At 44.4% G+C, this 11796-nt stretch carries 12 protein-coding genes; 6 read left to right on the top strand and 6 right to left on the bottom strand.

Annotation, left to right across the window (positions count from 1 at the left end; all coding sequences use genetic code 11):
* Positions 1 to 7: 7 nt before the first annotated feature.
* On the bottom strand, positions 8 to 538 hold the full coding sequence (locus tag FTD44_RS00460; RefSeq protein ID WP_246625301.1) for a GNAT family N-acetyltransferase: 531 nt from the start codon (positions 536 to 538) through the stop codon (positions 8 to 10).
* 78 nt (positions 539 to 616) lie between these two features.
* Here FTD44_RS00460 and FTD44_RS00455 point away from each other — a divergent pair, with 78 nt between their 5' ends.
* Entirely contained in the window at positions 617 to 2098 is a 1482-nt protein-coding gene (locus tag FTD44_RS00455; RefSeq protein ID WP_222164663.1) for an aminotransferase-like domain-containing protein, read from the top strand.
* Between the two features lie 209 nt (positions 2099 to 2307).
* Here FTD44_RS00455 and secDF read toward each other — a convergent pair whose 3' ends face one another.
* Complete coding sequence (gene secDF, locus FTD44_RS00450; RefSeq protein WP_222164662.1) at positions 2308 to 5385, bottom strand: protein translocase subunit SecDF; 3078 nt, start codon at positions 5383 to 5385, stop codon at positions 2308 to 2310.
* Between the two features lie 193 nt (positions 5386 to 5578).
* Between secDF and FTD44_RS00445 the strand changes: the two genes are divergently transcribed.
* The 3 genes from FTD44_RS00445 to FTD44_RS00435 all read left to right on the top strand — a co-directional run bounded on the left by FTD44_RS00445 (position 5579) and on the right by FTD44_RS00435 (position 7311).
* Entirely contained in the window at positions 5579 to 6604 is a 1026-nt protein-coding gene (locus FTD44_RS00445) for a Smr/MutS family protein (protein WP_222164661.1), read from the top strand.
* 5 nt (positions 6605 to 6609) lie between these two features.
* Positions 6610 to 6921 carry a hypothetical protein gene (locus FTD44_RS00440; protein WP_222164660.1) on the top strand — a complete coding sequence of 104 codons (312 nt, stop codon included), beginning with the start codon at positions 6610 to 6612 and terminating at the stop codon, positions 6919 to 6921.
* 99 nt (positions 6922 to 7020) lie between these two features.
* Complete coding sequence (locus FTD44_RS00435; RefSeq protein WP_129021204.1) at positions 7021 to 7311, top strand: hypothetical protein; 291 nt, start codon at positions 7021 to 7023, stop codon at positions 7309 to 7311.
* Between the two features lie 57 nt (positions 7312 to 7368).
* Here the strand turns inward: FTD44_RS00435 and trmD are convergent, their stop codons facing one another.
* A complete protein-coding gene (trmD, locus tag FTD44_RS00430) occupies positions 7369 to 8061 on the bottom strand; it encodes a tRNA (guanosine(37)-N1)-methyltransferase TrmD (RefSeq protein ID WP_222164659.1) in 693 nt (230 codons plus the stop codon).
* 24 nt (positions 8062 to 8085) lie between these two features.
* On the bottom strand, positions 8086 to 8898 hold the full coding sequence (pyrF, locus tag FTD44_RS00425; RefSeq protein ID WP_222164658.1) for an orotidine-5'-phosphate decarboxylase: 813 nt from the start codon (positions 8896 to 8898) through the stop codon (positions 8086 to 8088).
* Between the two features lie 108 nt (positions 8899 to 9006).
* On the opposite strand from pyrF, the gene FTD44_RS00420 reads away from it, so the two are divergent.
* Together FTD44_RS00420 and FTD44_RS00415 are read left to right on the top strand one after the other, a co-directional pair.
* A complete protein-coding gene (locus tag FTD44_RS00420) occupies positions 9007 to 9609 on the top strand; it encodes a trimeric intracellular cation channel family protein (RefSeq protein WP_222164657.1) in 603 nt (200 codons plus the stop codon).
* Positions 9606 to 10124 carry a C40 family peptidase gene (locus FTD44_RS00415; RefSeq protein WP_222164656.1) on the top strand — a complete coding sequence of 173 codons (519 nt, stop codon included), beginning with the start codon at positions 9606 to 9608 and terminating at the stop codon, positions 10122 to 10124. Before FTD44_RS00420 ends, FTD44_RS00415 begins: the two co-directional genes overlap by 4 nt.
* A 39-nt stretch (positions 10125 to 10163) precedes the next feature.
* On the opposite strand, the gene FTD44_RS00410 is transcribed toward FTD44_RS00415, so the two are convergent.
* Both FTD44_RS00410 and FTD44_RS00405 read right to left on the bottom strand, forming a co-directional pair.
* Positions 10164 to 10475, bottom strand: a complete 312-nt coding sequence (locus tag FTD44_RS00410; protein ID WP_222164655.1) for a phosphoribosylpyrophosphate synthetase — start codon at positions 10473 to 10475, stop codon at positions 10164 to 10166.
* A gap of 116 nt (positions 10476 to 10591) precedes the next feature.
* Positions 10592 to 11647 carry a prolipoprotein diacylglyceryl transferase gene (locus FTD44_RS00405; RefSeq protein ID WP_222164654.1) on the bottom strand — a complete coding sequence of 352 codons (1056 nt, stop codon included), beginning with the start codon at positions 11645 to 11647 and terminating at the stop codon, positions 10592 to 10594.
* Between the last annotated feature and the right edge of the window lie 149 nt (positions 11648 to 11796).

Genomic DNA, 11796 nt, shown 5'->3' with positions numbered 1-11796 from the left:
GTGTAAACTATTTGGGGGTTAAGATTTTCTTCATCATCAGATCGGTTTGCTCATCATTACCCAGTCTGAAAATATGTTTGTCAAAGACCGTAAATCCGTTCTTCTCATAAAACCGCAGTGCTCTTTTATTTTCCTCCCATACGCCCAACCATATGTACTGTGCCTGTTCCTGCGCGGCAACTTCCAGTGCCTTTTCAAACAATACTTGTCCTACCTGTTGCCCATGATATGCCAGCAATACATAGATCCGCTCTATCTCCAGCGCAAGGTTATCCTTCAGTTCTGTCTGTGCGGTACCTGTATTGAGTTTGAGGTATCCCAGTAACTGATTATCCCGCAGCGCAAAATAGAACCGGGTATGCTCATTGTGCCACTCTTCAGTCAGCTTTTCTATAGAGAGGTTTTGCTCCAGGTACTGCTGCATGTTTTCTGCTGTATTAACGGAAGAGAATGTTTCTGAAAATGTATTACGACTGATCTCTTGAAGCAGGGGGATTTCGGCTGCGGTTATGGGTCTGATCTCTATTGATGTCATCATGTGTATTATAGGGTACTCAATTAAACATCCCAAAAATAAAATAGTATTGGATTATATTTGTAGTCCAATATTAATAAAATGGATAGTCCAATTTTAGAGAGTTTGTTCAGCAACATACTGCTCAATGATACCGATAACAGACCGGTGTATCTGCAGGTTGCTGATGCCATACTTTTACTGATCAGAGAAGGGAAATTAAAGCCGGGACTACAACTGCCGAGTTCGAGAGCGGCTGCACAACTCCTGCGGCTGAACAGGATTACTGTCTCAAAAGCATATGAGGAATTGCAGATGCAGGGCTGGCTGGAGCGTTTTGTAGGGCGCGGGACATTCATTTCCATGCACATCCCGGAGTCTGAACCCAAACACTGGGATAACCGGGCCCTAAACCGTGCCCGAAAGACTGCCGGCTTTTCTGTAGACCGCAGCGCCTATCCTGATAATGACTTTTTTGTACCCTCCGTTCCGCTCCATCTCGACGATGGTTTTCCAGATCCTAAACTGGCGCCGATCAAAGAGCTGTACCGGGCATACCGGGCTCAGCTGACCCGCAGCGGATTGTACACTAAATTTGGTAGCTATAGTAACCCTGATGGTTCTGCAATCTATAAGGAAGCGCTGTCTTCATACCTGAATGAGACGAGGGCATTAAAAACAACAGCGGCCAATATTCTGTCTGTGCGGGGTACCTTAATGGGTATCAACCTGGTCTGCAATGCACTGATCAGGCCGGGCGATGTTGTGGTTTCGGGCATTCCGGGCTGGCAGCGGGCAGAGCATAATTTCCTTCATGCCAGTGCCAGACATATTGGTATACCTGTAGATGAGCATGGCATAGTGGTTGCAGCCCTGGAGCAGATCTGTAAGCAACAAAAAGTAAGGATGGTATATGTAACCCCGCATCACCATTATCCTACAACGGTATCCTTACGCATAGATCGCCGACTGGAATTGTTACGCCTGGCCAATGAATACGGCTTTATCATTTTTGAAGACGATTATGATTTTGACTTTCATTACCGGCACAGGCCTTTAGTGCCCCTGGCCAGTGCCGATGAGAACGGTATGGTTATATACTGCGGCTCTTTTAGCAAAAGCTTCTCACCGGCTTTCCGTATGGGCTACCTGGTGGCCTCGGAAAATGTAATTGAACACCTGGCTAATGTACGGATATTGCTGGACAGGCAGGGCGATCATGTGCTGGATAATGCTATGGCCGAGTTGTTGAACGATGGTACTATTCAACGTTATCTGCGCAAAGCATTGGCGGTATATGAGGACAGAAGGAATTATTTCTGTGATGCCTTGCAACAGGAATTGGGTGGGCTGGTGGACTTCTCTATACCAGAAGGGGGAATGACCGTATGGACAAAATTTGATCCATCGATTGATCTGCAAAAGCTTTCGGAGCAGGCTTATGCCAGGGGCTTATACCTTTCGGCCGGAGCAATGCATCAGTATCCCGGCTATAATGAAAATGCTGTGCGGCTGGGTTTTGCTTCTTCGACAAAAGAGCAACTGGCAGAAAGCATCGGCATTATGAAGAGCCTGATAAGATAAGAATATATGACATTTAATAGGACTACCTTGATGTAGATCGTTACCCTTCGGGGACCTCAGGGTAAGAACCTTTCGGTTGCTGAGGTTCCCGGAGCACCAAGCAAAATGACTATCGCTGTGCTGAATGCGGATACTCCATTAAATGACACATAAAAAGAATGGGGCGTTGATCATATGATCAACGCCCCATTCTTTTTATGTGTATCTGATTAAGCTTGTGCTTTCAGATTTTTGATACGCTCTTCTTTGTCTTCTTCTTCACGTAAAGAATCAGATTTATCCATATCTACCAGAACCGGAGCGGCCAGGAAGATAGAAGAATAAGTACCGATCAATACACCCAGAGACATTGCAAATGCGAAACCTCTCAGTACTTCACCACCGAAGATGAACAGGATTACTGCAGTCAGGAATACAGTTACAGATGTCATTACAGTACGGGATAAAGTATCGTTGATCGCACGGTTGATAACAGTTGTTTTATCAGCATTTGGCGTCTTACGGAACGTCTCACGGATACGGTCAAATACGATAACTGTATCATTCATTGAGAAACCGATTACGGTCAGTAAGGCTGCGATAAAGTGCTGGTCAATCTCTAATGCGAATGGTACGAAGTCCTTAGCGAAAGAGAATACTGCGATAGTCAGTGCCGCATCGTGTATCAGGGAAATGATGGTACCGAAAGAGTACTGCCATTTTCTGAATCGGATGAAGATATACAGGAAGATCGCAACGATCGCAATGATAGACGCTTTGATCGCACCTTTCTTCAGGTCTTCAGAGATAGTAGGAGATACCGCTTGAGTACTTTGTACATATCTTGTAGAGAAGGTAGCCAGGTCTACATTAGCCGGGATCAGTTTCTCTGCTTTCAGACCATCATATAATTTAGTCAGTACTTTAGTTTCAGCATCTTTACCTTGCATGTTGATCAGGTAATCGGTAGTAATGTTCAGTTGGTTACCGGTACCGATTGTTTTTACAACAGGGTGTTTCTCCAGGTGAGCAGTCAGTTTTTCACGAACATCTTCTGTTTTCAGATGCTGATCAAATTTGATGGTATAGCTACGACCACCGTCAAATTCAACACCATAATCAAATCCGTGGAAGAAAGAGGCGATACCCAGGCTGATAATCACAGCAGAGATAACATAAGTGATCTTTCTTTTCTCGATGAATTTGAAGTTTGCTTTATGGAAGATTTTTTCAGAAAGCTTAGTGAAATATTTGAAGTGACGACCTTTCTTAGTGTAAGAATCTGTGATCAGGCGGGAAACCATGATACCAGTGAACAGGGACAGTACCAGGGCAATGATCTGCGTCAGGGCGAAGAAACGGATAGGACCCATACCGAACACCAACAGGATAACCGCAGTGATCAGGGAGGTAACGTGACCATCCAGAATAGGTGCATAAGAACGTTTGTACCCTTTGTCTACTGCTTCAGAATAAGTATCACCCAGTGCCAGTTCATCTTTAATACGCTCAAAGATAATTACGTTCGCATCCACAGCCATACCGATACCTAATACGATACCCGCGATACCGGCCATAGTTAACGTAGCACCGAACTCAGCCAGCAGACCGAAAGTGAATAACAGGTTTAATAATAATGCGATGTTAGCAATGATACCTGAAGTATTGTAGTACAGTACCATCAGTACGAAGATTACCAGGAAGGCAACTGCGAATGATTTGATACCACCATCAATAGACTCAGCACCCAGGGTAGGTCCTACAACTTGTTCCTGAACGATTTTCGCAGGAGCAGGCAGTTTACCGGTTTTCAGGATGTTAGCCAGTTCTGTACCGGAAGTAACATCAAAGTTACCGGTGATAGAAGAACGACCGCCAGAAATTTCATTGATTACGTTAGGAGCAGAATATACATAGTCATCCAGCGTGATTGCGATCGGGTGACCAACATTGTCTTTCGTCATTTTAGCCCAGATAGAAGAACCTTGTGGGTCAAACTCCAGGGAGATCTCAGCCTGTCCGTTTTGCTGATAGTCAAAGCGGGCATCTTTTACGTGATCACCTTCCAGTTTAGCATCTTCTGTACCTGGTAATGTTTTGATGGCATAAACACCTAATTTAGGGTTTTTGTCTTTTTTATCACCAGCTTTAGCATATGGATTTTCGCCCAGTAAGAACTTAACATTAGACGGGAATTCTTTTCTTACCACATCCATGTTCAGTAATTCTAAAACTTTATCCTTGTTTTTACGGTCAACCAGACCAATGATGCTGGATTCAGCAGCCTGACCTTGCTGGTCAACCATTGGCGTCATGTACGTAAATAAAGACTGATTTGCAGCACCAGCTTTAGCACCGGCTTTGCTTGTATCGCCCAGGATGCTCGTCAGACTACCGTCTTTTGCAGCAGTAGTATCATTAGCGGCTACCGTTTTAGCAGTATCAGTTGCTTTCTTGGTTGTATCAGCAGCAGGTTTTTCACCGGCAAAGTATCCTTTCAGTGTTTCGTCAGCTTTAAATACAGAAGCTACCAGCTCCTGGTTAGAGTAAACTTCCCAGAATTGCAGTTTTGCAGTTGCCTGCAGGGTATTTCTGATCGATTCAGGATTCTTAACACCAGCCAGTTCTACATTGATGATACCTTTTTCTTTATCTAAAGAGATAGTAGGTTGGGTAGCACCGAATTTGTCAATACGAGTTTCCAGAACTTTGTACGTGCTTTCGGTAGCTTCACCGGCAGCTTTTCTGATGTACGCCAGTACTTCTTCGTTAGAACTGTTGCTATTGATAGCAGTCTGGTTTGGCTTGGCAAATAAAGATGCCAGTCTGCCACCCGGATTAACCTGGTTATAAGCGTTGCTGAATAACGTGATATAGTTTTCAGGCTGTTGCTCGTATTTTTTATTAGCGATATCGATAGCGCTCAGTAAACCCGGATCTTTAGGGTTGATCGCCATGGATTGTAACAGACCGTCTAAGCCAACTTCAAGTGTTACACTCATACCACCCTGTAAGTCCAGACCTAAGGCGAGCTCTCTTGATTTTAACTCCTGGTAAGAGTATTCTGCCCCTAAGAAACTGAATGCTTTCTCATCACGAAGACTATCTGTAATGTGCACGAAAGCTCTATCGATCAACTCTTGCTTCTCAGCGCCGGTAGCTTCCGGATGCTGTTGATTGATCTGCTTTGATGCCATTGCAGTGTACTTCGCATCTACGTTGTGTGCGACGAATGTAAATGATAATCTCCATAGGGAAAAGACTATCAGGGCCGCGGTAAAAAACTTTACCAATCCTTTTAATTGCATACCAATAGTGATGTTATGACTTTAATTAACAAAATTTATTCAAGTGGGCAAATATAACAGTTTAATTTCAATTTGTTATATATATTTTAGCATTTTGCCAAACCATTGATTTTCATAGTATTTTAGCGGTTTTTAGCCTATGTAGCTGATATAAAGTATCTTTGTCCGCATAATTTAACATAAAGACTGTAGCATGAAATTTTCCGTTGGTGATAAGGTTATTGTGAAGCATACAAAAGAGGATGGAAAGGTTGTAGAACTGATTAATGATCAGATGGTTGAAGTAGAAGTTCTGAACACCCGGTTCCCGGCATTTACCGACGAACTGGAGCATCCTTACCTGGATTGGTTTACTTCAAAAAAGATGAATGCACGGAAAAGAGCGCTTAGTTTAGATGATTTCCCGGCAGAGCACCAGGTGTCCGCTGCAGAGGGGGCTAAAATGCATTCCGGTATGGAGTCCGGATTTCATATGGCCTTCTTGCCGGTATACCATTTCGATGCACAGGAAGAGGAGCTGGCCAAGCTAAAGCTCTATTTCATCAACCAGACAGAATATACCCTCAAGCTTAAATACGATTGTGTTACCGCATTGGGCAAAGAATTTTCTTTCGGTACCACCGTTTACCCTTATCAGCATTTATACTTGCATCATATCCGGTTCGATCTGGTGAACGAGCGACTGCATTTCGATTTCGAGATCAGAGGTATGGGTAAGGAGCATGAGTATAAACTGCTGGAACACCAGTTGAAAATAAAGCCAAAACAGATCTTCCAGAAGATACAGCAGATACAGGAGCAGAATCAGCCGCTCTTTCACTGGAGTATTGCATCAGACTTCCCCATAATTGACACTAAAGAGCTGACAAAGGACCTGTGGGTGCCGAAAGCCAAACCGGCCAATATATACCAGTTTAAAAAACGACCTAAACTATCTACAACCGTAGACCTGCACATTGAGAACTTACTGGATGACTATATCGGTCTCGGCAATTTTGAAAAACTGAGTGCGCAATTACAGGCCTGCGAAGAAGCTGTTCTTGATGCGGTACACCATCAGCAGCCGTCCATCATTATCGTTCATGGAGTAGGGTCGGGTAAACTGAAAGAAGAGGTACATGCCCTGCTGAAAAGAATGAAAAAGGAAGTAAGGCTTTTTGAGAATAAGTACAGTAGTAAATACGGCTTCGGGGCTACAGAAGTGTTTCTGAGATATTAGGATTTATGACAGAAGATATCATCATCATTATCGGGGCATACCTGCTCAGCTGGTTCGGTATCGCTACGTTTGCCTATATCGGCAAGCGATGGAGAAACATGAGTCCCAGAAATATTGTAATCGTTAATGTGCTTGTGCAAATTGCTTATTCTGTCTTGTTTTTTTACTTACTCCGGTATGAAAGTGCAGGAGGAACAGGTTTGTTGTGGTTCTTGCTGGGTCTTTCTCTTATATTTGTCCAGACCATAATTAATTTTGGTTCGGGCCTGGTCGTTTATATCCTTGGCCGGCGTGATCAGCCGGGTCAAAACGGGTAAGGATTATTGACCGCATGCTTCGTCATTGATATTTAAGGATAAGTTTATTTGAATTTTAATAAATATCTATTATCATTGTGATATAAATATTTATCATCTATGTTAGAGATTATTGGAATTATCTTTTTCGCCCGCAAAATCGGTAGCATAGCCCAGGAAAAAGGGCTGCCGGTTGGTTGGTGGCGCTTTTATGCTGTAATGGCCTGGATACTGGGAGAGTTTGCCGGGGGCTTTATTGCCGGATTATTACAACAGGATACAATCGTGATCATACTGCTGGCTTACCTTTGTGCCGGTATCGCCTGTTTTACCCTGTACAAAATCATCAGCTCCAAACCGGATGTAATGCATGAGTTTGACTTCGATAAACAAGACAACACCTACCAATAGAATAGTGATATTATAAAAAGAAAAGGGAGCTGATACAGCTCCCTTTTCTTTTTATAATTAATGTCCGTGTTCCTCATCTCCCATCAGATCTGGTCTGCGCTCCAGTGTGCGCTGTACGGACTGTTTGTATCGCCATTCTTCAATTACTTTATGGTTGCCGCTCATCAGTTCGGCAGGTACCGGCATACCGCGGAAGTCCTGAGGACGGGTATATACCGGTGGTGCCAGCAGATTGTCCTGAAACGAATCGGAGAGGGCAGAGGTCTCATCGTTCAGTACGCCCGGTATCAATCGGCCGATGGCATCAACCACAACAGCAGCGGCCAGTTCTCCACCACTCAATACATAATCCCCGATAGATAACTCCATGGTTACATACTTATCGCGGATGCGCTGGTCAATACCTTTGTAATGGCCACAGATGATCATCAGATCTCCGCCCAGCGATAAACGGTTGGCGATCGACTGATTAAACGTCTTGCCATCCGGAGTCATAAATATGATCTCGGCATAGGTACGCTCAGCCTGTAATTTGTCGATTAATATGGCCAGTGGTTCCGGCATGATCACCATACCGGCACCACCGCCGAACTGATAATCATCTACCTGTCCCTGGCGGTAAGGAGTATGCGTCCGCAGGTCGTGACAGTGCACTTCCAGCAGGTTTTTGTCCTGTGCCCGCTTCATGATAGAATGGGCAAATGGACTGTCTAATAATTTAGGTACAACAGAAATAATATCTATATGCATAAGGTATGCTGCAAAAAATAAAAACTAAAGAATAGGTTGTAATAATCCGGCCATCTCTTCCTGGTAGGCTTTGGCAGCATCATGAGCAGCAGCAGCAAAATCGGTACCGCTACCGGCATAAATAACGCCGCGAGATACATTCACCAGCAGGCCGCAATCGTTATTCATAGCCACTTTGGCTACGGTCTGCAAATCGCCACCCTGTGCCCCAACACCAGGTACCAGCAGGAAGTGGTCCGGAATCAGCTGGCGTACGCGCTCCAGGTATTCGATACGGGTCGCACCGATCACAAACATTGTATTTTCCGGTGTGCCCCAGGATGCAACAGTTTGTAAAACCGCTTCATACAACTTACCATCTTTGAATGGCTGCTGCTGGAAATCGGCACTGCCTGCATTGCTCGTCAATCCCAGTACAATAGCCCATTTGCCCTCATATTTCAGGAATGGTGTAACGCTGTCATGACCCATATAAGGTGCAACCGTTACACTGTCGAATGGGTAGGTGTGGAAGAATGTTTTGGCATACTGATCTGCCGTATTTCCGATATCGCCGCGCTTGGCATCAGCAATAGTGAAGATGTCTTTAGGAATATAGTTCAGGGTCTTCTCCAGGCTGATCCAGCCTTTCACGCCCATAGCCTCATAAAAAGCTGTGTTGATTTTATACGATACGGTATAGTCTTTAGTCGCATCAATGATCGCTTTATTAAACTCAAAAACGGGATCTTCGGTCTCCAGCAAGTGTTCCGGTAGTTTGGTGATGTCTGTATCCAGACCTACACATAAAAAACTTTTTTTGGCTACAATGGCCGCTCTGAGTTGTTGACGATTCATATATAAAATAAACGATGTTTCTTAATTGGGCGCAAATTACAAATAGATTCTCGCTTAAGCAGGCCTTTCTTCTTTTTTGTTTTAGATTTGCCCGGTAATTGTCCCCATATGAATGTAATTGATGTCATTTCCTATATAGGTATTTTCGTTTTTGCGGTAGCGGGTGCGCTTAAGGCCCGTACCAATGAGATGGATATACTGGGTGGTCTGGTGATTGCATTTGTAATGGCCTATGGCGGCGGTACGGTGCGTGATGTACTGCTGGGTATAGGCCCTGTAAACTGGATCAATAATTATCTTTCCCTTGCACTGGTACTCACGGCCAGCTTTATCGTTTTCCTGTCGAAGAAAAATATTGAGAAATTCAAGCAAACTATCTTTATCTCCGATGCCATAGGTTTGGGTATGTTTACCATACTGGGTATAGAGCGCAGCATGGCTTATGGTGCCAATAGTGTATATGCTATTCTGCTGGGGGTGATCTCGGCAACTTTTGGAGGTTTACTGTCCGACATTTTATGTAACCGTGTTCCGGCCCTGCTGAAGAATGGTGAGATGTATGCCACTGTTTGTGCTATCGGGGGCATACTTTATTATTTACTGCAACGAGCAGATGTCTCCAAAGACTGGTCCATGGTGTTTTGTGTACTGGTCGTGGTGGTCATCCGTATTATGTCTAAACTGAAAAACTGGTCTCTTCCGAATATATGAAACGATTGTCCTGGATCTGGATTGCAGCCTTGTGGCTGATTGTTGGTACTGCCTGTGGTACCCGTAAACATGCTGAACGTAACCGTAACGTACCGGAACGCAGTGCAGAAGCGACACAACCCGCCCGCAATAAAGATCGCGCAGCAATTGTGAACTATGCCGAAAACTTTTTAGGTGTCCGATATGTATATGGCGGTACAGATCCGAAGCGCGGATTTGACTGTTCCGGACTGGTACAATATGTGTATCATCATTTCGGAATCATGGTGCCCCGTACGACGAAACAATATGCCGGTTTTGGAAAGCGTATCAGCATCAAACAGGTAAAGCCAGCCGATTTATTGCTCTTCTCCCTGTATGATGATTACAAAACCATAGGTCATATCGGTATTGTATCAAAGGTGTCCGGCGACAGGGTATGGTTCATACACGCAGCCTCTAAAAAAGTGATGATCAGCGAACTGGAAGGTGTACATGTACGTAGATTGAAATTTATAACCCGCGTAATAGAATAGAAAAAAGGTGTGCAAGCTCAGCTTACACACCTTTTTTATTTATTGCGGATGCATTCCGTCTTTAAACTTCAGGCCTTTGATCAGGGCCGCGCTGGGCCCGTCTGCTGATATTCCGTAACCGGTTACCAGTATACCTTTGCCGCCATCTGATCTTTCCAGTGCATAGACAACAGCCAGGTCATCGGGGCTGGAAAATCCTTCGAATCGGTAGAACTCAACGATCACGAAATCAGCGATGCTGCATTGCACACCATCACATAACAGTCCCTCTTCTGTAAGGTTGAAATCCAGCGTATAACCTCTTTTGGCAAGATCATCTGTAGCCTGCGATAATGTTTCATAATTCCTCATATACAGGGTGTTGTTGTTTATGCTAATATACGAAATATCTGCGGTCTGTAAAAGAACAAAGCTGCCGGAGCTTGTTAAAGGCCCGGCAGCTTTGGTATATATGGATTAGTAATGAATTAAGCAGGAATGGCTTTGGACTGTTTCGTTTTCCGAACCAGCAGTATAATACCGGCCAGGATCAGCAAGGAGGAAATGATTTCTGCCTGCGTCGGGTGTATAAAGCCCAGGTCATATCTTGTATTGACCCTTACTTTCTCCACCAGGAAGCGTTCCAGCCCGTTAAAGATCAGGTAGAGACCGAATAGCTGCAGGGGCTCATTAAGTTTTTTTCTAAGGCTCCATAATATCGGGAAGATGATGAATACACAAGCCAGGAACTCCCATACAGAAGTAGGAAATACGGCAACCGGTAATACGGAATTATATTCCTCCTGGCCGCCGGCAATCGGCATACCTTCATTGTTTACATTATGCTTGTAGTTCATCGCTACAAACCAGCGTGGCAGTACAGATGGGGCAGGGTAGTAGATATGCGGAATCTTACCTTCGAAGTGTTGCATATATTGTCCCTTTTCGGCAGCCACCTGGTTGTATTCCTCAATAGTGGCTGTTTTTACCGTACCATCGGCCTGGCTTACATAAGCACTGTTGTAGATACCCCAGTCTCCGTCGCCGGCAAAGTGACAACCCAGGCGGCCTATACCATAAGCCAGGATCAATGCTGGTGCTGCCGCATCACAAAGATGTCTGAAGTCCAGTTTTATTTTTCTGGCGAAATAATATAGAGCTACAGTAGCCAGTATCAGACCACCGTAGAAGGTAAGCCCGCTGCGGGAAAATAAGCTGCCGATAGGATCCTGAATAAAATCGCTCCAGGTCTCCAGTGCATTAAATACTTTGGCACCGATAAAGCCTGCAATAGCAGCTACGAAAATAATATCCGATACTCTCTGGTGCGGATAGATTTTTTCACTCTGACCGGTCTTTTTATTGATGCGGATATCCGGTTGTATCAAACCGGCTTTTGCTTTGCGCTTAAGTTCTTTCTGCAGTGCCAGTGCGCCGAAAATGAAGCCGAGTGCAACAAAGAAGCCGAATGTCTTCAGGATGCTCAGTCCCGGGATGTCGATACCGAAGAGTCCCCGGATGAGGTAGTGGAAGTCAGGATACATAATTGATCAATACTTGCGTACTTGCTGTGCGCAAATTTTTTTAAGAATAAGGAAATATCTGTGTACACCGGTTCTGTCTCTGCCGGACAAAAATAAATAACCCGGTGTATAGTACAAAGAAGAAATATACACCGGGTCGTAATTTGATA

Origin of the sequence: Edaphocola aurantiacus (genome assembly GCF_019797745.1) — a bacterium.
Classification (GTDB): domain Bacteria; phylum Bacteroidota; class Bacteroidia; order Chitinophagales; family Chitinophagaceae; genus Edaphocola; species Edaphocola aurantiacus.
Note: the sequence above shows the minus strand (reverse complement) of the source record. Positions and strands in the feature narration are given on the sequence as shown.

What these genes read in the sequence shown, in the direction of transcription:
- FTD44_RS00460 (WP_246625301.1), bottom strand. Translation starts at nt 538, where the DNA reads ATGATGACATCAATAGAGATCAGACCCATAACCGCAGCCGAAATCCCC.
- FTD44_RS00455 (WP_222164663.1), top strand. Translation starts at nt 617, where the DNA reads ATGGATAGTCCAATTTTAGAGAGTTTGTTCAGCAACATACTGCTCAAT.
- secDF (WP_222164662.1), bottom strand. Translation starts at nt 5,385, where the DNA reads ATGCAATTAAAAGGATTGGTAAAGTTTTTTACCGCGGCCCTGATAGTC.
- FTD44_RS00445 (WP_222164661.1), top strand. Translation starts at nt 5,579, where the DNA reads ATGAAATTTTCCGTTGGTGATAAGGTTATTGTGAAGCATACAAAAGAG.
- FTD44_RS00440 (WP_222164660.1), top strand. Translation starts at nt 6,610, where the DNA reads ATGACAGAAGATATCATCATCATTATCGGGGCATACCTGCTCAGCTGG.
- FTD44_RS00435 (WP_129021204.1), top strand. Translation starts at nt 7,021, where the DNA reads ATGTTAGAGATTATTGGAATTATCTTTTTCGCCCGCAAAATCGGTAGC.
- trmD (WP_222164659.1), bottom strand. Translation starts at nt 8,061, where the DNA reads ATGCATATAGATATTATTTCTGTTGTACCTAAATTATTAGACAGTCCA.
- pyrF (WP_222164658.1), bottom strand. Translation starts at nt 8,898, where the DNA reads ATGAATCGTCAACAACTCAGAGCGGCCATTGTAGCCAAAAAAAGTTTT.
- FTD44_RS00420 (WP_222164657.1), top strand. Translation starts at nt 9,007, where the DNA reads ATGAATGTAATTGATGTCATTTCCTATATAGGTATTTTCGTTTTTGCG.
- FTD44_RS00415 (WP_222164656.1), top strand. Translation starts at nt 9,606, where the DNA reads ATGAAACGATTGTCCTGGATCTGGATTGCAGCCTTGTGGCTGATTGTT.
- FTD44_RS00410 (WP_222164655.1), bottom strand. Translation starts at nt 10,475, where the DNA reads ATGAGGAATTATGAAACATTATCGCAGGCTACAGATGATCTTGCCAAA.
- FTD44_RS00405 (WP_222164654.1), bottom strand. Translation starts at nt 11,647, where the DNA reads ATGTATCCTGACTTCCACTACCTCATCCGGGGACTCTTCGGTATCGAC.